The 23,163-nt window shown below is 57.2% G+C and carries 17 protein-coding genes; 11 read left to right on the forward strand and 6 right to left on the reverse strand.

What is annotated here, in order from left to right:
- The first annotated feature begins 119 nt into the window (after positions 1-119).
- Complete coding sequence (locus DKB71_RS18305; protein ID WP_408596394.1) at positions 120-761, forward strand: DUF1345 domain-containing protein; 642 nt, start codon at positions 120-122, stop codon at positions 759-761.
- Between the two features lie 7 nt (positions 762-768).
- Here the strand turns inward: DKB71_RS18305 and DKB71_RS18310 are convergent, their stop codons facing one another.
- Both DKB71_RS18310 and DKB71_RS18315 read right to left on the reverse strand, forming a co-directional pair.
- Entirely contained in the window at positions 769-1,203 is a 435-nt protein-coding gene (locus tag DKB71_RS18310; protein ID WP_408596396.1) for a hypothetical protein, read from the reverse strand.
- Positions 1,204-1,254: 51 nt separating this feature from the next.
- Positions 1,255-2,652, reverse strand: a complete 1,398-nt coding sequence (locus DKB71_RS18315; protein ID WP_408596398.1) for a fibronectin type III domain-containing protein — start codon at positions 2,650-2,652, stop codon at positions 1,255-1,257.
- 200 nt (positions 2,653-2,852) lie between these two features.
- On the opposite strand from DKB71_RS18315, the gene DKB71_RS18320 reads away from it, so the two are divergent.
- The 7 genes from DKB71_RS18320 (at position 2,853) to DKB71_RS18350 (ending at position 9,756) form a co-directional block, all read left to right on the forward strand.
- The gene (locus DKB71_RS18320) at positions 2,853-3,692 is read left to right on the forward strand and encodes an AraC family transcriptional regulator (RefSeq protein WP_408596400.1); all 840 of its coding nucleotides are present in this window, start codon (positions 2,853-2,855) and stop codon (positions 3,690-3,692) included.
- A 52-nt stretch (positions 3,693-3,744) separates the two neighbouring features.
- Positions 3,745-4,353 carry a LysE family translocator gene (locus tag DKB71_RS18325; RefSeq protein WP_408596402.1) on the forward strand — a complete coding sequence of 203 codons (609 nt, stop codon included), beginning with the start codon at positions 3,745-3,747 and terminating at the stop codon, positions 4,351-4,353.
- A gap of 132 nt (positions 4,354-4,485) precedes the next feature.
- The gene (locus DKB71_RS18330; RefSeq protein ID WP_408596404.1) at positions 4,486-5,511 is read left to right on the forward strand and encodes a LacI family DNA-binding transcriptional regulator; all 1,026 of its coding nucleotides are present in this window, start codon (positions 4,486-4,488) and stop codon (positions 5,509-5,511) included.
- Between the two features lie 120 nt (positions 5,512-5,631).
- On the forward strand, positions 5,632-6,414 hold the full coding sequence (locus DKB71_RS18335; RefSeq protein WP_408596406.1) for a sugar phosphate isomerase/epimerase family protein: 783 nt from the start codon (positions 5,632-5,634) through the stop codon (positions 6,412-6,414).
- Positions 6,407-7,429, forward strand: coding sequence for a sugar kinase (locus tag DKB71_RS18340; RefSeq protein ID WP_408596408.1), 1,023 nt, complete (start codon positions 6,407-6,409; stop codon positions 7,427-7,429). The genes DKB71_RS18335 and DKB71_RS18340 overlap by 8 nt, the downstream gene beginning before the upstream one ends.
- Positions 7,430-7,469: 40 nt before the next feature.
- Positions 7,470-8,765 carry an MFS transporter gene (locus DKB71_RS18345; protein ID WP_274077118.1) on the forward strand — a complete coding sequence of 432 codons (1,296 nt, stop codon included), beginning with the start codon at positions 7,470-7,472 and terminating at the stop codon, positions 8,763-8,765.
- A 13-nt stretch (positions 8,766-8,778) separates the two neighbouring features.
- Positions 8,779-9,756, forward strand: a complete 978-nt coding sequence (locus DKB71_RS18350) for a 2-hydroxyacid dehydrogenase (protein WP_408596411.1) — start codon at positions 8,779-8,781, stop codon at positions 9,754-9,756.
- Between the two features lie 127 nt (positions 9,757-9,883).
- Here DKB71_RS18350 and DKB71_RS18355 read toward each other — a convergent pair whose 3' ends face one another.
- Positions 9,884-11,071: a pyridoxal phosphate-dependent aminotransferase gene (locus DKB71_RS18355; protein WP_274077120.1), complete on the reverse strand. Its 1,188-nt coding sequence runs from the start codon at positions 11,069-11,071 to the stop codon at positions 9,884-9,886.
- 363 nt (positions 11,072-11,434) lie between these two features.
- On the opposite strand from DKB71_RS18355, the gene DKB71_RS18360 reads away from it, so the two are divergent.
- Positions 11,435-11,719: a LuxR family transcriptional regulator gene (locus DKB71_RS18360; protein ID WP_274077121.1), complete on the forward strand. Its 285-nt coding sequence runs from the start codon at positions 11,435-11,437 to the stop codon at positions 11,717-11,719.
- Positions 11,720-11,789: 70 nt separating this feature from the next.
- Positions 11,790-12,437 (forward strand): response regulator transcription factor, encoded by a 648-nt coding sequence (locus DKB71_RS18365; protein ID WP_274077122.1) that lies wholly within the window; start codon positions 11,790-11,792, stop codon positions 12,435-12,437.
- A gap of 108 nt (positions 12,438-12,545) precedes the next feature.
- Here the strand turns inward: DKB71_RS18365 and DKB71_RS18370 are convergent, their stop codons facing one another.
- Entirely contained in the window at positions 12,546-16,679 is a 4,134-nt protein-coding gene (locus DKB71_RS18370) for an RHS repeat-associated core domain-containing protein (RefSeq protein WP_408596414.1), read from the reverse strand.
- Here DKB71_RS18370 and DKB71_RS18375 point away from each other — a divergent pair.
- The gene (locus DKB71_RS18375) at positions 16,644-17,114 is read left to right on the forward strand and encodes a hypothetical protein (RefSeq protein ID WP_408596416.1); all 471 of its coding nucleotides are present in this window, start codon (positions 16,644-16,646) and stop codon (positions 17,112-17,114) included. The two genes, DKB71_RS18370 and DKB71_RS18375, sit on opposite strands and share 36 nt — an antisense overlap.
- Before the next feature lie 172 nt (positions 17,115-17,286).
- Here the strand turns inward: DKB71_RS18375 and DKB71_RS18380 are convergent, their stop codons facing one another.
- Both DKB71_RS18380 and DKB71_RS18385 read right to left on the reverse strand, forming a co-directional pair.
- The gene (locus DKB71_RS18380; protein ID WP_408596418.1) at positions 17,287-20,697 is read right to left on the reverse strand and encodes a hypothetical protein; all 3,411 of its coding nucleotides are present in this window, start codon (positions 20,695-20,697) and stop codon (positions 17,287-17,289) included.
- Positions 20,698-20,768: 71 nt separating this feature from the next.
- Positions 20,769-23,147 carry a hypothetical protein gene (locus DKB71_RS18385; protein ID WP_408596420.1) on the reverse strand — a complete coding sequence of 793 codons (2,379 nt, stop codon included), beginning with the start codon at positions 23,145-23,147 and terminating at the stop codon, positions 20,769-20,771.
- Between the last annotated feature and the right edge of the window lie 16 nt (positions 23,148-23,163).

The following is a 23,163-nucleotide window of genomic DNA, read 5'->3' on the forward strand; positions in this document are numbered from 1 at the left end:
GGCTGCGATCTTTGATTTGATTTGTTTAAGATCAAGATCAAAGATCGCAGCCTCGGCAGCTCCTACAAAGAAGGTGGCCTGCGCTATGGTGCAACGAGGTTCCGTCAAAGTATGCCTTCATGCCCTACCTCACCCACACCCACCCTCGCCTGTCGGCCGCCACCACCTTCGGCATCGCGGTGGGCATTCTGGCGCCGGCCGATTCGATCATCAGCAAGGTACTCTTTGGCTGGAATGCCGGGGTCTGGACTTATCTGCTCCTGATGATCTGGCTCGCCGCGCGCAGTAAAGCGCAAGACGTGCGGCGCATTGCCGAGATCGAAGACGAAAACGCCAGGCTGGTGCTGCTGGTGGTCAGCATCGCCGCGATTGCGAGCCTTGCCACCATCGCCTTCGAACTGGCCGGCAGCAAAGACCTGGAAACCACGCGCAAGTTGCTGCACTACGGGTTTACCGCGTTGACCGTCACCGGTTCCTGGCTGCTGATCGGGGTGATCTTCAGCCTGCACTACGCCCGCCTGTTCTATACCTGGGAAGGCAAGGACCCGGCGCTGCGATTTGCCGAAGGCCTGACGACGCCCAACTACTGGGACTTCCTGTATTTCTCGTTCACCATCGGCGTGGCAGTGCAGACTGCGGATGTCGGTGTGGCGACTCGGGATATGCGCAAGATTGTACTGGCGCAGTCGTTGATCGGTTTTATATTCAATACAGCGATATTGGGCTTTTCGATCAATATCGCCGCGGGATTGTTTGGCTGATGTTGCCTCATTTAGTCGTCATCTCAGCGATTAACGGCAGCGATTCCCCAACAGCATTTCGCGCTGTAATCCGCACGTCATAGCGGGTTTTTGCAAGCAGGAGCGGCGTCAACATCGTGCCATCTGCGGTGTAATGAAGATCGCGTCCCTGTGGTCCGGTCAATATGATTCGATAATCGATTACATCCATCCCATCTATCGGAGCATCCCATCTCAGTATGGATAGCAACACCGATGTTGAATAACGGAAGTTTCGGGGAGCACCAGGCGCGACTTGTTTCCTGGTAGACACGTCAGCCGAAACAGACCAATTTCCAGCCGCGTCTCTGGCGCGCACTTCAAATCTTTCGACGGCACCCTCTATCAAACCAGTGACAGGATGGCTGGTTCCGCTCACAGCGACCCAAGCCCCGTCGTTGCGGCGAACTTGATAACCTGTCACGCCCACATTGTCTTCAGGGGCACTCCAGTTCAGTGTTGCGTTACCTGGTGTTTATGCAATGAGTTTCAATTCTCTCGGTTTGGTGGGGGGCACTCGGTCATGGGTCACTACCTGAATCGACACAGGCAACGCCGGAGCGGGACCTTCGATCCTGCGTGGCTGGAGCTTGAACGTATAGGCCTTTTCGGGGATCAAGTCCGTGAAGATGTGCTCCAGCGCAGTGGTTCGTACAGGTTCACGCCCTGGGCAGGTGATTTCGTAATCGATGAAATAGGAGAGATCTTCCGGTCTTTCCCACTTCAACCATGCCTCGGAAAATGTCCTGCCCGGATTGTGCAGGCCGCGCGGTTGCGTCTGGTCCGGCCCGATGGTGACTTCGGCACTGGAGGGCTCCGAAAAGCCACTGGCGTTAAAGCCTCGAACCTCGATGAAATATCGCGTACCAGGCGCCAGATACTTGAGGGTGTCAGTGAGATTCGCGGTTGTTTGCCTGCCAATCACCTCGGGGTATTTATCCACAAGGCCATACGCGACTTCATAATTCGGGGACTGGGGCGGGCCCCAAGTGACGCGAACCTGATCGAAGGTGACCAGCGTATGCAAAATCCCTGGCTTTGAAGGAATGGCAGGTCCATCCAGTGTTTTTTCGGTGATGCGCGCAGGCGAGGACTCGCCGTTGGCGTTGGCTGCACTGACCTCGACAAAGTACAGCGTATTTTTAGTCAGCCCGGTCAGCTCAAAGCTCGGTTGCACCGAACTTTTCGTCTGGGCAGGACCGTTTGGCTCGATTCCATAGCGGATGACATATTCAATAGCCCCCGCCGATGGCGACCACGCCAGGACCATCGACACAATGGCGGGCGTTGCACGCAAATTGGTCGGGGCTGCAGGCACCGCCAGCGTGGTTGCCGTTGTTCGTACCGACGGCGAATCACCCGCCGCGTTGAACGCCACCAGATCAAAATAATAGGCGGTCCCTGAGCGTAACCCGCTGACCGTGCAGGCCTCGACAGTGGCGGTGAATGTATTGATCACCGGACCATTGGGGAGCAAGCCGTAACTCACTCGATAACCTGAGGCAAGGGTGGACTTTTGCCAGGTCAATGCCACTGAGTCTTTCGTCGGCCTGGCACTGAGTCCGGTCGGGGCAACAGGCTTTGCGATGCCGGCCTTTGTGGTTGCGATACCTTCCGATTCTGGCGAGAGGCCGGTCCCATCTTCCGCGCGTACCTGGATGAAGTATTTGGTTTCCGGCTGCAACCCTGTAATGCGCAAGTTTCGAGTCGTCGTATAATTTTTATCGACAGGGTTCGGCCATTGATCATCACGCCCATAGGCAACTTCAAATCGGTTGAATGGCGTGGTGTAGGACCACGCGACATTCATCGAATCCGAGGTTATCGAAGAGAACTGGAGATTACCGGGTTTCTGCGGTAGCAAAAGATTCATGACCTGCCCTTCTGCTCAAATAGCTCCATGGCCTGAGACTAAAGCCCGACCTCTTTGAAAAACAGCTATCAGAACAGTTAGTGGCGTTGCAGCCTGTTTGTGCTATGGCCCAAGGGTGGAAATGTTTCTGCACAAACGTTCTAGCCATCACCCTCGACGCAGGCGTTAAATACGCTGGCAATCCGTCCCACAGGTGCAACATGACCGCCCACAACTGGATCGACCTGGCCCAGGATGCCGACACCGGCATCGAGACCCTGCGCGCGCATTTCCAGGGCCATGCCTACGATCCGCATTGGCATGACAGCTACCTGGTGGGCGTGACCGAGCAAGGGGTTCAGCAATTCAATTGCCGCCGCACGAAGCACCAGAGCACACCGGGCAAGGTGTTTTTGCTCGAGCCGGGCGACATTCATGACGGCGATGCGCCGACCGCCGACGGTTTCACCTATCGCATGTTGTACCTCGACCCGCACTGGTTGCGGCGCGAACTCGCGGCGGTGTTCGACAATGCCCCGCAAAACGCCGAGTTGAGCTTCGCCAATACCCTCGCAACCGATCCGCGCCTGGCCCATGCGACCAGCCTCGCGTTTGAAACCCTGCACCGCGGCGAATTGAAGATCGTTCGCCAGACCACCCTCGACGCCCTCCTCGAACACTTGACCAGCCATTTGCACTGGCGCACTCGCCATGGCGAAGACCCGCGCCTGCCCCAAGTGGCGCAGAAGGCTCGAGAATACCTGCACGCCAACGCGCAATATGACATCGGCCTCGACCAGTTGGCCGCCGCTACCGGGGTCGACCGCTTCCGCCTGACCCGCGCCTTCAAGGCGGCTTATGGCATCGCGCCCCATGCGTATCTGGTGCAATTACGTTTGGCCACGGCGCGGCGAATGCTGGCCCGTGGTGAGCAACCCGCGGTGGTGGCGATGACCTTGGGTTTTGCCGACCAGAGCCATCTGGGCCGCTGGTTCGTGCGTGCCTACGGCATTACACCAGCGCTATACCGCAAGCGTTGCTCAAATCTTCCAGACAGATAGATGCCGCTCTTGTGAAGATCGAATTCACTGATCTTCACCGAGTTTGCCTGCGATGCTGCCCTCTTTCCCGACGTTACTGCCCTTCCTGTTGTTTGCCTTTGTCGCCTCGATAACCCCGGGCCCCACCAACATCCTGGTGTTGAGCAACAGTGCCCGATACGGCTTGGCAGCCGCCGTGCCGATCATATTCGGCGCCTGCGCCGGGGCCGCGACCATGGTGCTGCTGGTGGGCACCAGTGCCGGTTCGTCGCTGGCCGCCTGGCCCGCCCTGCAAACGGTCATGCAGTGGGCCGGTGTGACGTGGCTGAGTTACCTGGCCTGGCAGATATTCCGAGCCCCGACCGTCGCCATCAGCGCGCAGAAAACCGAGCGCCGCCTGGGCATGTTCGGTGCCGCCAGCCTGCAATTGATCAATCCGAAAACCTGGATGATGGCGCTGGCGGTGGTCAGCGTGTTTGCCGGGGCCGGCGAACAGCGCCTGGTTCATGTGCTGTATCTGTCGCTGGTGTTCTTTCTGATTTCCCTGCCTTGCCTCGGCGTCTGGGCGCTGCTCGGCGCGGGCTCCACGCGATGGCTGCGCTCACCCCGGGCCATGCAGCGCTTCAACCGCTGCATGGCCCTGTTGCTGCTGGGCTCAACCTGGCTGAGCGTGTTGGCCTGACCTCCATTTGTCGATTTTTATCATTCCCCAACGCATCGAATACTTGACGACGCAGTGGTTTTTGGTGTCTTCTGAAACCGGTTTCAGCGCCAGACGCTTTACCATATAAATCCAATAAAAAGGTTGCAGACCGTGAACGATTTCTCCGCCGCCCAGCGCAGCCGCGTGACCATGCTCGACGTGGCCGAACACGCCAAGGTCTCCAAGGCCAGCGTTTCACGGTTCATCGGCGACGATCGCGCACTGCTCTCCGATGCCATCGCCCAGCGCATCGAACAGGCCATCGCCGAGCTGGGCTATCGCCCGAACCAGATGGCCCGCGGCTTGAAGCGCGGGCGTACCCGCCTGATCGGCATGCTGGTGGCCGATATCCGCAACCCCTATTCGATTGCCGTGATGCACGGCGTGGAAACCGCCTGCCGTCAGCACGGCTACAGCCTCGTGGTGTGCAACACCGACCGCGACGACGAGCAGGAACGCCAGCATCTGGCCCTGCTGCGCTCGTACAATATCGAAGGCCTGATCGTAAATACCCTCGGCCATCACCGCGACGCGTTGCACGAACTGCACCGGGAGATGCCCCTGGTGTTGGTGGACCGCAAGGTCGAGCACCTTGAGAGCGATAGGGTCGGGTTGGACAACCCGGCGGCCGTCGCGATGGCCCTCGCCCACCTTGAAGAACGCGGCTACCGTGACGTGCTGCTGGTGAGCGAGCCGTTTGACGGCACCAGTTCGCGAATCGAGCGGGTCGCCAGCTTCAAGGCGCAGATCGAGCAGCGGCCCGCGCTTCGCGGGACAAACATCGAAACCGGCAGCGAGCTGACGGCAAATCTGAAAACCTTCCTCGATACGCCCGGCCCTGGCCCGAAAGCGCTGTTTTGCGCGAACGGGATCGCCGCGCTGGCCAGTACCTATTCCTTGCGTGAACTCAATTGCAAGCTGTTTGAGGACGTGGGGCTGATCGCCCTCGATGACCTGGATTGGTATCCGTTGGTGGGCAGCGGCATCACCGCCCTCGCCCAGCCGACCAGCGAGATTGGCGCGAGTGCGTTTGAGTGTTTGCTCAAGCGGCTGCGTGGGGATGACGGGCCGCTGCGGACGCTGGATTTTTCGGCGCGGTTGATTGTCAGGGGGTCGACCCTTGGAGTTTTCCGGTGAGTGGACGGGCCTCTTCGCTGGCAAGCCAGCTCCTACAGAGAGCTGGCTTGCCACGAAGAGGCCCTAAAGATCGCCATTTTTTTGAACAAAAATGAAACCGGTTTCAGAGGCAAAAAAACAATGAACAAACCCGACGTTTCCATCAGCCTCTCCAGCTACGGCGCCGATCTTGTGCGCCAGCGCGGCCAAGGCAGTTTCATCCAGGTACTGGCCGCCGCCGGTGCCACTCGCATCGAATGGCGCGAAGAATTGTTGACCGTTGAAGATCCCACTCAACTGGCCGACGCCACCCAGGCCGAAGGGCTGGAAAGCGTGTACTCCTCACCCATGGAACTGTGGCTGGCCGGCCAGTCGAAACCCAATCCCGAGCTGGTCACCGTGCTGCAACGCGCCCAGGCATTCGGGGCCAAATGGCTGAAGGTGTCCCTGGGCTATTTCACCGACAACTGCGACCTTGCGGCCCTGAACCGCACACTCGCACAGAGCCCGGTGCATCTGCTGGTCGAGAACGACCAGACCCTGCAGGGCGGTCGCATCGAGCCGTTCCAGCGTTTTTTTGCTGAAGTCGAGCAACACAGCCTGCCCATCCAGATGACCTTCGACATCGGCAACTGGCACTGGCAGGACCAGTCGCCTGCCAGCGCCGCGCGCCTGCTCGGCCGCCACGTCGGATATGTGCACTGCAAGGCGGTGACCCGCCGCGCCGACGGCAAGCTGGTCGCCATCCCACCCGCCGCCAGCGACCTGCATCAGTGGGAACAGCTGCTGCGGCACATGGCCCAAGGGGTTATGCGAGCCGCGGAATATCCGCTGCAAGGTGACGACCTGGTGCAACTGACCACTGAACACGTCGCCGCCCTCGCCCACCTGGGTCACGCGCAGCTGGAGAACGCCCATGTCTGAGATCGATATCCTGTCGTTCGGCGAAACCATGGCGATGTTCGTCGCCGAGCAGGCAGGCGACCTGGCCAGCGTCGGCGCGTTTCACAAACGCATCGCCGGTGCCGACAGCAACGTCGCCATCGGCTTGTCGCGCCTGGGGTTCAAGGTGGCCTGGTTGAGCCGGGTGGGGGCCGACTCCTTGGGTCGCTTCGTGATCGACACGCTGGAACAGGAAGGCCTGGATTGCCGCCACGTCGACATCGACCCCGCGCACCCCACCGGTTTCCAGCTCAAGTCGCGCACCGACGATGGCAGCGATCCTGCGGTCGAATATTTCCGCCGTGGTTCGGCGGCCAGTCACCTGTCTTTGCACTCGATCGTGCCCGACCTGCTCAAAGCCCGGCACCTGCACGCCACCGGCATACCCCCGGCGCTCTCTGAAACCGCGCGGCAGATGTCCTTCGAACTGATGACCCGCATGCGCCAGGCCGGGCGCAGCGTGTCGTTCGACCCGAACCTGCGCCCAAGCCTGTGGGCCAGCGAGCAAAAGATGATCACTGAGATCAACCGCCTAGCCGCCCTCGCCCACTGGGTGCTGCCGGGGCTGAGCGAAGGTCGCTTGCTCACCGGTTTCGAAGACCCGGCCGACATTGCCGCGTTCTACTTAGGCCAGGGCGCCGAAGCCGTGGCGATCAAACTCGGCCCGCACGGCGCTTATTACCGCACCCACCTCGATCAGGGTTTTGTCGCCGGCGTGCCGGTGCAAACGGTGGTCGACACCGTCGGTGCCGGCGATGGTTTTGCCGTCGGCATGATCAGCGCCCTCCTGGAAAACCACAGCTTTGCCGACGCCGTGCAGCGCGCCAACTGGATTGGCAGCCGGGCGGTGCAGAGTCGGGGGGATATGGAGGGGTTGCCGACCCGAGCCGAGATGTCCGTTGAATTCGAGGCCGTCATCGCCAGCAGGCTGGCTCCCACAAAAACTGTGGGATCCAGCCTGCTGGCGATGAGGCCGGCACAGTCACTGAAGATTTAACACCTGCTGCGACAAAAACAACAAGCTCAGGAGCATCACCATGAAAACCGCAACCCTCGCCACCCGCCGCTGGTGGTACATCATGCCCATCGTGTTCATCACCTACAGCCTGGCGTACCTGGACCGCGCCAACTACGGCTTCGCCGCCGCGTCCGGCATGGCCGCCGATCTGATGATCACCCCGGGCCTGTCGTCGATGCTCGGCGCGCTGTTCTTCCTCGGTTACTTTTTCTTCCAGGTACCGGGAGCGATCTACGCGCAGAAACACAGCGTGAAGAAACTGATCTTCGTCAGCCTGATCCTCTGGGGCAGCCTCGCGACCCTGACCGGGATCGTCTCCAACGCCTATTGGCTGATCGTCATCCGCTTCATGCTCGGCGTGGTCGAAGCTGCCGTCATGCCGGCGATGCTGATCTACCTGTGCCACTGGTTCACCCGCGCCGAACGCTCGCGGGCCAACACCTTCCTGATCCTCGGCAACCCGGTGACCATGCTGTGGATGTCGGTGGTCTCGGGCTATCTGGTGCAGCATTACAGCTGGCGCTGGATGTTCATCGTCGAAGGCTTGCCGGCGGTGCTCTGGGCGTTTATCTGGTGGCGCCTGGCCGATGATCGTCCGGCCCAGGCCAAGTGGCTCAACGACCAGGAAAAACAGGACCTGGAAAGCGCCCTGGCCGCCGAACAGGTCGGCATCAAGGCGGTGAAGAACTACGCCGAAGCCTTCCGTTCGCCGAAAGTGATCATCCTCGCCCTGCAGTTCTTCTGCTGGAGCATCGGCGTCTATGGCTTCGTGCTGTGGCTGCCGTCGATCCTCAAGGCCGGCGCACAGATGGACATGGTCGAGGCCGGCTGGCTGTCGGCGCTGCCTTATCTGGCGGCGGTGATCGGCATGCTGCTGGTGTCCTGGGGCTCGGACAAACTGCAAAAACGCAAACGCTTCGTCTGGCCACCACTGTTGATCGCCTCGATCGCTTTCTATGCGTCCTACGCCCTGGGCGCCGAACATTTCTGGTGGTCCTACACCTTGCTGGTGATTGCCGGTGCCTGCATGTACGCCCCTTACGGGCCGTTCTTCGCGATCATTCCGGAGATCCTCCCGGCCAACGTGGCCGGCGGCGCGATGGCGTTGATCAACAGCATGGGCGCGCTCGGTTCGTTCGGCGGCTCCTACCTGGTCGGCTACCTGAACAGCTCCACTGGTTCGCCCGGCGCGTCCTACCTGTTGATGAGCGGCGCGCTGATGTTCTCGGTGGTGCTGACGATGTTCCTCAAACCCGGCGCCAGTGATCGGGAGCGTCCCCCGGTCGCTGTGACCCGTACCGCCGCCCATTCCTGACTGGATGACGACTATGAAAAAGCAGGTTGTTCTGTACAAGAAACTCTCGCCGCTGCTGATGGCCCGCTTGCACGAGCAGGCCGAGGTGACGCTGATCGAAAGCCTCGACGACGAAGGCCTGGCCCGTCTGCGCGAGGCCCTGCCCCACGCGCACGGCTTGCTGGGGGCCAGCCTGAAACTGGACGCCGGACTGCTGGACCTGGCGCCAAACCTGGAGGCCATCGCCAGCGTCTCGGTGGGGGTCGACAACTACAACATCGACTACCTGACCGACCGCCGGATCCTGCTCAGCAACACCCCCGACGTGCTCACCGAAACCACAGCCGACACCGGTTTCGCCCTGATCCTGGCCAGTGCCCGGCGCGTGGTGGAACTGGCAAACCTGGTGCGCGCCGGGCAATGGACCCGCAACATCGGCCCCGCGCATTTCGGCAGCGATGTGCATGGCAAGACCCTGGGCATCATCGGCATGGGGCGCATCGGTGAAGCGCTGGCCCAGCGAGGGCACTTCGGTTTCGGCATGCCGGTGATCTACCACAGCCACTCGCCGAAACCGGCGGTGGAGCAGCGTTTCAATGCGCAGTACCGCAGCCTGCCGGAGCTGTTGCAGCAGGCTGATTTTGTTTGTTTGACCCTGCCGCTGACCGCTGAAACCGAAGGCCTGATCGGCGCAGAGCAATTCGCCCTGATGCGTCCCGAAACCATCTTCATCAACATTTCCCGGGGCAAGGTGGTCGACGAAGCGGCACTGGTCGAGGCGTTGCGCACCGGACAGATTCGTGGGGCCGGGCTGGATGTGTTCGAGCGTGAACCGCTGAACCTTGATTCGCCGTTGTTGCAGATGAACAACGTGGTGGCGACGCCGCACATGGGTTCGGCGACCCATGAGACACGGGAGGCCATGGCTCGGTGTGCGGTGGATAATCTGCTGGCGGCGTTGGCGGGTGAACGGCCGAAGAACCTGGTGAATGGCGCGGCGTGGAGGGGCTGACATAAATGGCGCCTGTCAGGCAGCCTTCGCGAGCAAGCCCGCTCCCACAAAGGATTTGTGAACGCCACAGATCGAGTGTGGGAGCGGGCTTGCTCGCGAAGGGGCCGGCCCAACCACCACAAATTTCTCAGGCTCGCCGCGCTTCCAGAAGATCCATCGCACATAGCGCTATACGCCGACACGCATCCGCCAATTTGCGCTGATCCACCACCAGCCCAATGCGGATATGCCCCGCCGCACTCGGCCCAAAGGCCTCCCCCGCCAGCACCGACACCCCATACCCCTCCAGCAGCCGCTCGGCGAAATGCTGGGCGGTCAGCCCGGTCTGGCGCACGTCGACCATCACGAACATCCCGCCATCCGGCCGAATCGGACGGATACCCGGACAATGCCTGAGGCTCGCACACACCAGGTCGCGGCGCTGGCGATACTCTTCGCGCATCGACGCCACCTCCGGCAGGTCTTCATCCAGCGCCAGCTGCGCGGCCTTTTGCACGAACTCCGGAATGCCGAACAGCATGCACAACGACAGATGCTCCAGATGGTCATTCAAGGTTTTTGGCCCGATCACCCAGCCCACTCGCCAGCCAGTCATGGCATGGGATTTGGACAGGCTGTTGATGGTCGCCGTCCGCTCAGCCATGCCCGGCAGGCTGGCCGGGCTGATGTGTTCGCCCTCGTACAGCAGATCGCTGTAGACCTCGTCGCTGATCAGCCACAGGTCATGCCGAATACACAGCAACGCCAGTTCCTGCCAGATCATCAGCGACAGACTGGCGCCGGAAGGATTGTTCGGACTGTTGAGCAACAGCGCGCGGGTTTTGGGGGTAATCCGGGCCGCCACGTCCGCCGGATCGACCCGAAAACCGTTCTCCGGACGCACCGGCACCGGCACCACCTTCGCCCCACACGCACCGAACACCCCTTCATAGGTCACGTACATCGGCTCGGCGACTATCACTTCGTCGCCCGGATCGAGCACGCATTGCGCGACCGAATACACCGCGTTTTGCGCCCCGGGCATCACGATCACATGGTCAGCATCCACCACCTGCCCGCTTCGGCGCCGATGTCGCCGGGCAATGCTGTCGCGCAAGGCCCGACTGCCACGCGCTGACGAATAGTGGGTGTCGCCGGCCAGCAAACTGTCGATGGCCGCCTGCACGATGGGCTTGGGTGTATCGAAATCCGGGTCGCCGACCGACAGCAGCAATATGTCGACGCCCTGTGCGCGCATTTCCAGTGCGCGGTCATGAATCTGCCAGGCCGCGGCGCCTTCACCGGCGATGCGTTGGGTCAAGCCTGAATAGCGCATGTATTTCTCCAGTCGCGCGAGTTCCTGACACAACCCTATCTCAAATCGCGAAGCGCGCCACCCTGGCGTTCGAATCCCCTTCAATCGGGATTTTATTGTTCAAAAGGTTGCACCGGCGCATCGCGTAGAAAATACCTACACCAGACGGTGCGATAGCTGACAGCCATATCGGCATTTCGTCATTAAAGTCGCCTACCTGTAATTTCTGTCAGGTTCCAAAGTCGTCTGCTTTCGATATAACTGGACCATGCCGACAGCCCTGAATCAGGTGTCTGAAGGCAGGCCGCATGAACCATGCCTTTATGAAGTAGGAAGATTCTGCCGTGCCCACGCCATCATTGATGATAATTGGGAGAGTCCGTCATGTACCGTTCCAACCCAGCTCCAACACGGTCATCGTCAGCCCAGGTCAGTTTCCAGCCACCGGAACCCGCACAACCCAAGCCGATCACACTCACCAACAGGGAAAGAGAAGTCTTGCAGTGGAGCGCTGCCGGCAAATCCTCCTGGGAAATCGGCCAGATCGTCGAATGCACCGAAGCCGGGGTGAACTACCACTTCTGCAACATCCGCCGAAAATTCGGTGTGAGTTCGCGCTGGAGCGCTGTGGTCAAGGCGCTGGAGCAAGGCCTGATTCATCTGCCTTGACCCGCGGCCGGCCAATGCCTGCCGCGATGCACCTGCATCGCGCTGGTGTTGCCGACCGGGGCGCGGCTTCATGAGCCAGCGCATCATTCTTGCCGATGACCATCCGGTAGTGTTGATAGGTGCCAGGACGGCCTTGACCGCATCGCCCGGATCGCCGTTTTCCGTGGTCGCTGAAGCGCTCAACGCCGATGAGCTGATCTATCACCTGGACGTCACACCCTGCGACATCCTGATCAGCGATTATTCGATGCCCTACGGGCGCTTTCCCGATGGCCTGGCATTGATGGGTTACCTGAACCGTCACTTCGGCCACATACCGCTCATCGTGATGACCATGTTGCGCAACCCTTCCCTGCTGCAGGCCTTGCTCAATCACGGTGCGTGTGGCCTGTTCGACAAGCGCAGCCCGTTGAGCGAACTGAAACAGGCCGTAAACAGTGTGACCAAGGGGCGTCGCTATCTCAGCCCTTCTTTTGCCCGGATTCTCGAGGCCCGTTCCCTGCCCCACTGTCGTTCCGACGCGACGGCGAATCTTTCGGAACGAGAAATGGAGGTGGTGCGGTTGTTCGTCCAGGGGTTGTCCGGCCGGCAGATTGCCGCGCAGTTGAATCGCAGTGAAAAAACCATCAGCAGGCAAAAAAGAACCGCCATGGACAAGTTGGGACTTGGCCATGACGGTGGGTTGGTGGAGTTTGCGCGGGTGAGTGGGTTGGGATGAGACTTGATTCTCGCGAGCTGTAAATCCGCTAAGTGTACGTAGTGTGCGATAAAAAACTGAATGGTGCTTTGCACCCTGCGTCACCATCCAGTTCGTCTGGCACAGTATCTATCTCTGATTATCAATACCCAAGCGATTCCTCACACCTTTAGGTTTACCTATGTTCCTAGCCCTTTGCTGATTATCTTGATACATTTGATTTTGCTGCCAATTATCAAAGTTAGAGCTTCTTAAATTACTGTTCATTGCTGCAATTTTATCGTACTGCAATGCATCAGCTTTTAGCACGCTTTCAGCCTCTCGGGTTATACCAGGCATGCCAATATTATTATTCGCCCATTTCTGCACGTCTCGGGCTTTATTAACAGCTTCGCCTGCAGCGTTACGCCACGAAGTTACCTCCTTTACAAAACTCACCTTATGTTGTTTTTCATAAGACTTTACAAAGTCTGAATCCCGAGCCATTTTATCAGTTTCTGCCATTAATTCGTTATATTTCAATTTTCGTAATTTGGTGGCTTTATTCAACTGAATTACGTGTTTTGTCTGGATGGGCCGAACGGTTGCCGGGCGCGTCTTAGAGTTTATCAAAAGCGCCGCAGGCATATTTTCCGCGTCCACGGTCTTAGTAGTAGATCTGAACATACGCAGAATCCGTCCCACTATCGAATGCCCGTCACGGTCCGAATTAGATATCGGATCTCCCTCGCAATAAGTGTAAGAATTAATCCAACCCTCCCCAAACGGACTCCAACTATCCGGACTATGAAACCGCATCAACAGCCTATTGAACACGCGATACCCATTACCCAGCAAATACCAACCGGTTGACGTTTCCCGAAGCTCGCCGTTGTAACCCAACCGTGCGCTCACCGGCTGCTCTGAACTGCTGTGCCCATACGCGGAATAAGCAATGCCATTCGTCAAACCCCGCCCGACCTCACACAGCACACTGTTCTTGTCATCACTGGCCAGCAGTAGGGACTTTGGGCCAGCACCTGCCTGGTGCTCGGCGAGCACATTTCCTTCGGCCCGTACGAAAGTACTGCTGTTGGCACCCTCGATCTGGTTGGCCAGTTCACCGTTCTGGTAAAAACGCTGTTCGTGACTGCCGCCAACAATGCTGCCGCTCAGCGTGTCCAGCGAGTCATAGTGATAGTCACTTTCCGTTCCACCGGCCAAGGCGCTAACGCTGATCAGACGCCCCAGGCTGTCATAGGCCAAAATACGCCCGACTTCGTCCTGCAGCAGATTACCTTCGGCGTCATAATTGAAGTCGATTCTCGGCGGATAGAGCGGGTCGCCAGGCCTTGGAGGAGTCAATACATTGCTCAGCCCGGTCAGTTGACAAGGATCTTGCGGATTGCTGTATTCGAAATAGATCGCGTGGCGCCCACCCTCGAACGTGGTTTCCACGAAGTCGAGATTGTCCTGCGCATCGAAGCTGAATACTTGTCCCTTGATCACCTTGCCATAGGGGTCTTCAGGCCGCTGGCTGCCCGTGCAGCTGTAGTCGACCAGGCGTCCACGTGCGTCATACGCGTAGGTTTCGTCTCGCAGGGTCTGATTGCCTTGCATCAACGAGCGCATTGTCAGCCGATCGACTTCGTCGTACGCCTGGCTCAGGGTCTGAACGACCTGATTGCCCATGTCGAACGTGCGCAGCGTCTCACGGCCGAAATCATCGTACTCCAGGTCGATCTTCAGCCTTTGCGTACCATCGAGGGTGTCAATCGTCTTGAGTTGCCCCACAGTGTCGTAGGTGAAGGTCGAGCGGGTGCTGCCCAGCTCAGTGGCCACCAACCGGGCAAACCCGTCGTACTCGTAGGTCTGGATTTGCCCGAGCACATCGGTATAACTCATCAACCTGGCTTGCCGGCTGTATTCGTAGAACATGGTGTACGGCGATCCACCGGTCTGTTCACGTTTTTCCGATTTCACCTCACCGGTACTGAAATACTGGCGTTCAAGGCTATGTTTAATGCCCGCTGCGTCGACTTCTTCAGTGCTGCGCAGGCGCGCGTTTTCAGCGTCATAGGTATAGACGGCGGTACTTTCAACGGCGATCCGCTGCTCCGGGTCTTCACCGAGTTCCGGCCGGTAGACGTAACCGGTTTCCACACCGCTGGGCCGCAAGACGCTTTTCGGCTGGCTTTGCCCCGGATCAAAGTTATAGACACTTTTACGTCCGCCGGTAATCGACACGACCATCCGATCGAGCCCGTCAAAGCCCTGTTCACCCAGTACGCTGCCGTTGACGCTTATCTTCACCGGCAGGTCTTCACTGCTGTGCGCGGCGTACTGGCGCTCGACTTCGTTGCTGTCGGGCAAAACCGTCCTGGTCATCCGGTCGAAAGCGTCGTACTCATAGCGCGTCCAATTGCTGGCGGCATCATATTCCTCGGCGGTCCGCCCGATGCCATCGTAGTGGTAGAGATGCTCGCTGATCGTCTGACCGCCCAGGTCGATACGTTTAACACTGTCGGGTTTGTCGAACAGGTTGTTGACCGTCACGGTTTTGCCCATGCCGTCGAGCCATTGTGTGGTGGTGCGGCCAATCGGGTCTGTGACCTCGTGCTCCTCGACGCCATCGGGTCGAATCACACTGCGCTGCTCACCCCAATCGTCGTAGTTGAACAGGCTGGTCAAGGGCACGTCCGTGGCCCTTTCCCAGTCGATCACGGTCTCGCTGATCAACTGCTCCAGGTGGTTGTAGGCGGCTTTGTAGGTCTCGCGAAACGCTTGCGGATTGCCGCCCAGGGCATCGGCATCGCGGCGTGTTTCCTTGATGACCCGATTGTGCCCGTCCAGGTGAGTGATGGTTTCAACACCCTTGACGTCCCTGGCGGTTTGAGTCGCCTGCTGACCATTGGCGTTGACCAGCGAGTAGGTGTAGTTACGGCTGGCCTCATAAGGCGTGCCCGGCGCCACGGTTTCCTTGGTCACACGCCCTAACAGGTCATACTCGTAGGCGATTTCCACCTTGTTGTCGTCATGGTTGAGCAGTGGCTCGCCATTGAACAGGGAATGCTCCAGGTTGATGATTTTTTTCTGCCCGTCAAAACCAGTCAGGGTGTTGACCGTGTGCAGCACCGCCTCACCACTACGGGCATTTCGGGCCATGCTGTAGGTATAGGCGGTGGTGGTGGTCTTGCCGTTGAGCGTCACGGCGTCCTGCAACTTGCGCCCGTGCTCGAACGGGTTGTTTGGCGTGTTGATGTATTTGTAGGCAGTGACCTGCAGCGCCTGGCCCTGGCCATTGATGACCTGCCCCAGCGTCTCGTCCTTCATGGCCAGCCAGGGCCCGGAACCGGTCAGTCCCAGTTCCGCGGTGTAGGTGTAAAGGGTCTGCAGGGTCGGGGCCTTGCCATATTGGGAGGTAGCCGGCTTCACGGTCTTGCTTTTGATATTGCGCACAAACCCCTGCGGGTCGGGCGGGCAGCCCACCTCGCCTTGCGCCTGGTACCACTCGCTGGTTTCGGTTACGCCGTCGGCGTTGACCTGGGTCAGCAGGTTGCCGAAGTCGTCGTAGGTGGTGGTGACAGTCTGCACATGGCGGGGCAATGTGGCGCTGACGTGGCGCCAGGTCTGGGTCACGGTTTTCGGCAGCTGGCAATAGGGCTTCTGGTCCTTGAAGCCCAGGTTCGGATCGATGTAGTACTCGGTGTCGGTCCTCTGGTAGGTGTGGTCTTTCCCCGGATCAGTGGTGTATTGGGTGGTTTCTTCCAGGGTCAACAGATGAAAGCGGTTGAACACTCGCCGGGTTTCACGCACCTTTTTGTTGCTCGATGCGTCCCAGAGAATTTCGGTGGTTTCGTAGTCGTACGGGGAGCGCACTTTATAGAGGTTGTCCAGGCCATCATCGCTCCAGGACACACCGCTGCCAAAGCCGAGAAAGTTATGGTCCTTGGCGTCGTATGCATAGCGGGTTTCGACGGCGGGCTGGCCGAAACCGGGGTCGCGCACGTGCTTTTCCACCCGCGGCAGGGTACGCCCGGGCTGGCCAGGAAAATAGTGCGGGCGCCCCGAATAGGTGACGGTCTCATGGCCGCCGGTGGGGGTGTAGACGTGCTCAAGGCAGGTGAAGCCACCCTGGGTGACATACTCGAAGCGCCAGGAGGCTTTGTCGACGGTTGGCAGGATAAGGCTTTTGCTCAAGCCACCGACAATGTTCATCTGGAACTCGGCCTCGAAGGCACTGCCCGGATGCAGCGTGAGCTTGAGCAGGTTGGTGGTGCGCACCAGGCTGAGCAACTGCGTGCCATCGGCATTACGAATACTGCTCAACAGTGGCTCGGTGCCGAAGGCCACGTAGTCGAGCGTGACGCTCTGGCCTTGGGGCGAAAGCATTTCCACCGGCAGCGCGATATCACCCTGGCGCACCTGAAGAATCTCCACCAGCCCGGATTTATGTTCGACGCGATAGCGTTTGTTCCCCAGGTCATGGAAATGAAAGGAGTCGATTTTCTTTTCTGGAATTTCTACGCCATTGGCACCTGGGTCGACCCTGAAGGTTTCACCGGTGTAAGAGGAGAATATCCGTTTGTTGGGGTCGAACTGCGACAGTTGCAAGTTCCAGCCATTGCCGAAACCGCTGTCGGCGGTATTGAGCGGGTTGAAAGCCAGCTGCAGGGGAACTACCGGGCCACAGAGATTATTGGCCTTGAGTTCGGGTAATGAAATGGCGCAGGTGGCTTGCCCGGTGCGCGGGTCGACCTGGTTTTGAATGAAACTCATGAAGTTGAAGGCGTTGGAATGTATGGAAGTGGATGTCGACATGGCTCACGTCCTGAAATTGGTAGTAATAAAAGGGTGCAATCCGTGAAGACTGCACCCAGAACCGCTTGAGTTACGCGCCTATGATCTTGAGCTTATTTCGATCATTACCGTCGAAACCGATATACACTTCGTGCTTGTTGCCAAAAACATCATAAACAATCAAATTCAGCGCTGATTCGAAATCAGACTTCGCATACTTGTCATATTGCCAATATTGACGGCGGTGCAGGCTAAACAGTACCTGACCTTTGGGCAGCGGATTATTCGGATCGACAACGGGGCTTATAGGGGCTGGCAATCGACGCTGCAAAATCGGGTCAATATGCAATGTCCTGGCATTCGGGTCCCCCTTGTCATTCGGGTCGTCCGGATCAGCTTCATATCTGAATGCGTGCCCCGTAATACTGTGAACATCTTCAAGCTGGGTGTTGCTTTCCCACTTGACCATACTGTTATTGCCGACGAACTGAATTTTCTTTATATCAATGTCCTTGTTTTCAATCTGCAATTTCAAAAGGTAATAATCATCGCTAACAAGAACATCTTCATCTGCGCCACCGCCCTCCGGTTTTACACGAGTCGGCCCCGTGAGCACGAATAACGTATGCCCCCCCGTTCCTCCCGAGGGTGGTTTAACTGCAACAAGGTTGAGGGCCTTGCGATTATGTTCGCCGTCGTCCTTGCCAGGGTTTGAGTAGAAATGCTCGTAGTTATCGCTGCGAATTGTTGCTGCGACCAGCAGGTTCTCGACCTTATGGCACTGAACAAAAAATTCCTTGGTGTATAGTTTCGCCTCCCGGGGCTGCATGGGCGCTGTCAGTTGGCCGGCAGGTGCTTGTATCGGGTATTTGTCATAAGTTAAATTTTCTGTTTCAGTGAAATACCATTTGCCACCTTCAGGCACGCCATCCTTTCCGACCTCCGGCAACGGATTTTTTTCATCGGCCGAAACCAGGCGAACACTGGCGAGTTCAGCCTCTGATAGCTCCAATGGATCAGGTGCGCCTTCATAATTTGCGGGCTTGATCCGAACCGTTACCTTGGCCTGTTGCAGACCGTTGGCCCACACCCGGGTCGGCGAGGGTTCCACTGTGAAATCGAATGTATCCAGGACAAACCAGTTCGACTGCCTGGCATAGTCAGAGAGGTGAATGATGCTGTAGCCAAGCGTATCGAAGAAATCGCCCTCTAAACTCACCTTGACGACACTGTAGGGTACCGAGATCGTTGCAGGCGCAGTGAAGACCCCTGTTAGTGGATCAATGGTCCCTTGACCGGCAACCACTTCCCACTTCAGCTGCTCGGGTTTGAGATCGATAGCGGCTTTCAATAGTGCAGAGCCTTTCGCACGTAGCCCCGGATGGATCGCAGGCGTCATGTTCAATGCGAAGTTGCCTTGGCGCAACAGCACCGTGGCGACGGCTTTTTCGCCAGTGGTTGTGTTTTCGACATCGACCAGTACCGCTTGCAGGGTACCATCGGGCAGGTTCGTTTGTGGCGGGGTGTAGATGGCCTCATTACCATTGGGAACCAGGGTGCCAAGATTCCCCCTCGGCGTCCATTTCAAGACGCCAGCGCCCAGCGATGTGGCCTTGAGCGTCACGGCTTTACGATCGCTCATGTCGATCAGCGTCATCGACGGCGTCACTACCACACCGGCCAGCACTACGGTGGTCAGTGCAGAGGCGGTCACCTCATCGCCGGTGCCCTGGTCGATGTAGGTTGCAGTCACTACATTGCGCACCGCCGTGCCTTCAAGTAGTTGCACAGCCGGTGCCGTGTATACGCCTTTGTCGATGGTGCCCGAGGCACGGGTACCGTCGATGCTGCGCACGCTCCAGGTGACATTGTCCGCCTTGATACCCAATTGGCGGATAGTGAAGGTTTGTTGCTCCCCGGCCTTGATGACCGGCGTCAGCGGATCGAGGGTGAAGGTGGTTTCTTTCGGGTCGATCTTTCCGGACAAAAACAGGTCGCCCGGCAGTCGGGCCTCTATCAGTTGCAAGGCGTTGCGTTCGGGGAATAATAGGTTGCTGATCGCAAGGGCGTTGATTTCGGGGACATCTACCTTTTTGAACACCTCCAGTACTTTTAGAAATGAAGGAGTCAGCATGCAATCTAGTCTTTTTCTCAGAACCTCATCATAATATGATTCCACAGGATCTATACGGCCTTCCGGATCCCAATTACCGTCAAAATCAATAACAGGCTCCTCAATCCGCTCGAATGTCACCCGATTAAATCCCGTCGAAAGCACTGGCTTCAGAACTATTTTAACATCGGCCTTGGCTATCCCCCCCCAATAATGATTTACATCTGGCTTAAACAGATACCATTCATGAAGATGGAACGGCAGCAGTCTAGGACCGGTTAAGGATAATTCAAGACAAGACGCGTCATTTGGAATCACCCGCAATGATTTTTTAGGATCAGAGTCAAACAATTTGAATTGTAGCGGTCCGTCATTTCGCAAATGGTGGGAATGAACTGCATCAGTGTGCCAATTAAGTTCAAACCCAGGAAGATCAAAAGCACCTCCGACCGCAGAGAGTGTATAAGCCAAGTGATTGGATTCTGAACTTCCAAATCTCAGACCCCCTCCCACAGTCGTTTGAAAAGCCTCTCGGAAATACCAATCAAATACCACCCGACTGGCTAACACCAACGACCCGGAATAAATGGCTTTCCCCTGCGAGTCCCGATCATTGGGAATCAAGTAATCAAACGCCCCTTCCGCCGGGTCAGTCCCCTGTTTCGGATTTCCTTTAGTCTGGACACACAGCACCACCGCGCCTTCACCGTAATCGTCTGAGGCAAGATTCTTTCCTTCTTCGGTGGCCATGGTGCGAATGATGAATGAGCGCGGTGCCAACAAATCGACATCGCGCAAGTCCAGCTTGCCCAGGATATAAACGCGGTCTTCTGGCTTCTGTTCAAGGAACAGAGCCTTGAAGAAGTCCCCCAGCAATTCCTGGGATTTGTCTTCGCTTACCAGGTTGCAGCGGCAGTTATACGCGTCGCCGAAATCGAGAGTCACCTTGCCTTGTTCATTGACCGTGCCTTTACTGGCCGCCAGGTCAATGTCCATGGTGACGGTATACTTTTGATGAGCACTTACCACATAGCTGTATAAGATAGCTCCGGGGAGTTGATTGGTGCCCTTGCGCACATAAGACACCGTGCCCGACACGATATCCATGGTCGCCGTCACTCTAGAGTTACGCAACGAGGCTTTTTGGAAACCTATCCGCGGCGCGGTCAATATCAGCCCGCTCAAATCGAGGTATTCCTTACCGTCCGGCGTCATCAGGGGCTTGCCAAAGATACGTTTCAAAAAACTTGTTCTATTAAACCGGGTAATATACTGCTGCTCCAACAGGCTGTTGACCTTGGCGCGATTCATAAACACCAGGGCGTCCCAGCCAAGAGTAACCGATTTACCTTGCATCCTGTCAGTGAGTTCATCCAGGGAATAATTCATGAGCTGTCTCCCGTGCGTAAAATCAGAAAAAAGAGCCGACCATCCGTTGACATGGCTGGCGCTATATAAAATCAACCTTTGCTAAGTGTGAGGTTGACTGTCTCAATCAGATCGGCGTACTTACTCAGTGGCAGCGGAACCGCCGCGACCGCATGAATGTCACTAATTGGGCCTTCCAGCGTTGCCGACACAACAATAAAACTTCCCGGCGCCGGAGATTTTGGTTCGGTATATTCACCGGTTCTATCATTGAATGTGCCCTCTCCACTCAACAACTTCCAGATCAAAAGACCTGGATCTATCGGACCATTCTTGCCCCTCACTTCAAACTGAATGGCCCCTGTCGACGGGTCACTTTCCTCAGTCATCAGGAGTGGAGTGCCAATCGGCAGGTTATGAATCAAAACTTGGATAAAGGCAGAAGTGACGACACCGTTAACGGTCTTTTTAATCTCGATTTTGTCCACTGAGAACGGAACAGCGAGATCTTCACTACCACCCGCTTTATACGTACGCTTAGTTGGATCACCTTCCACCGGCGTCAGGGTTGACCCCCATTGCGGGGTTACGATGTTCCACTCCAACACTTCGTCTCCCATTGCCTCGGCAGACAACACTTTGGTATCACCTTGGTCGCAGCTGTCGTATATCGGATTCACCACGATGGCACTGTGGAGCACGGAGACCAACGCGGAGCTTTTCACTGGGGTACCATCCACAGTGCCCTGCGCGGTCACAATGACGGTGACAAAGCCATCAGGCAATTTATCCGCAGTTGGCGCCGTGTATTCGCCGGTTGGACTGATCACCCCCGGTTGGGCAAGATTGCCGTCGACATCCTTTACGCTCCACTGAACGTTATCCGGCTTGGGCATCAGGGTGAATTGCAGTTTACTGCCCGCCTCTATTGTCGAGTTCGACGGAGACAGCGCCGTGGTCGTGCGAAGCGGATCAATCTTGCCGCATGCCAGCAGATCCCCTGGGATTACGGCATCGCTAAGTTGCAAGGCGTTGTGTTCGGGGAAAAGTAAATTTCTCAGCAGGAATGTTTTAATCCCAGGAAATTGAATTCTGTTGAGTACGTCGCGAACGATGGAGTCGGCTTGAAATGCAATTGTTCCTCTGGTGACGCTTTCGCCGTTCTGGTTCCAAAGGTCCCCTGGATGCGCAAATTGACAATTTTTAGTATCCAGGACAGTCTTCTTGTTACCTAATTCGATCTCACCCTCGGAATCAATCAAAGCAGTATATTCCAGGCCAAGATCATAACGACATGAATAATCGTACTGGTAATCATCCCGAAAGCCTGGCGTAATATGCTTGCCACCGATCACACTGTTCCAAGTTACATTCAAAGCCCCCTTGACAGACCCCACTTTGAACACATTTCCCGCGCCCCCATCCACTTTAAATCGATAGGGGAACTCATCAATACGTGTATATGTCACGTGTGGAGTCCCAGTATTTCCCAGATATCCATAATCCGGCGTACGGAATTTTTTGTTACCCCCACCCGCCGTCGCCTCTAGCGACGCAGCAATATCATTGCCCGGCTGTACCAGTTTAAGACTCAACCCTTCCCCAACACTTTGCTCTACGGCAGACTTTATCAGTTTCTCAAACACAACCTTACTGGCAATCAAAACTGACCCTGTAAACTCGGTACCGTCACCATCTGCTGGAATTGGAAACGTCGAATTGGCATTAGGGAAAAAGGAGCTGTCCTCGCCATCTTTCAAGGTGATGAACAATGTCACCGCGCCGCGGCTGTAGCTTTCATCTCCAAGCACGGCGTTGGGGTCTGCTTTCATTGTCCTTATTTCGAAATTCTTGGGGGTTAGCACTCCATTCAAATCGCCGGCCAGCGACCCCAGCGGGAATATTTTCTTGTCAGCTGGTACTTCTTTCTCAAAGTACTCCTTGAAACGTTTTCCGACGTCTTCCTGGGCAAGGTCACCGAAGACAAAGTTTGCCCTGAACGTATCGGCATTCTTCAGGTCAATCTCCACTTTGCCTGGCCCCGTGACCACGCCCTTGGTCACTGGCTGATCCATCCATAACTGTGGCCCGCCAATTGGCAGGACTTTCATCATTTTCGACACAAAAGCAGCACCGCCGGAATACTTTTTAGTACTGACGATCATCCCACCGATCATGTCCATGGTCAGCCGCGCCCGGGCGGGAAGACTGGGGTCCGAACTTTCGAACGACAACCTTGGCGCAAGGAGTCTAAGATCATGTATATGCTCCTGATAGGAACCGTCTCCCCACGACGCAACCATTGATGCAGGTTCGATATTGCCATCCGCAGTATTGAATCGCTCGGTATACAACTCCATCAACAACTTGTTGGCTGCGCGCTGGTCGTACGATACGCAGGCATCCCAACCATAGGTGAGGGATTTACCTTGCATCTCGGCTGCCAATTGCTCAAATGTTAGTTGACTCATGATTCAGCAACTCCAA

The organism is Pseudomonas sp. PLMAX, assembly GCF_046042685.1.
Classification (GTDB): Bacteria; Pseudomonadota; Gammaproteobacteria; order Pseudomonadales; family Pseudomonadaceae; genus Aquipseudomonas; species Aquipseudomonas putida_AE.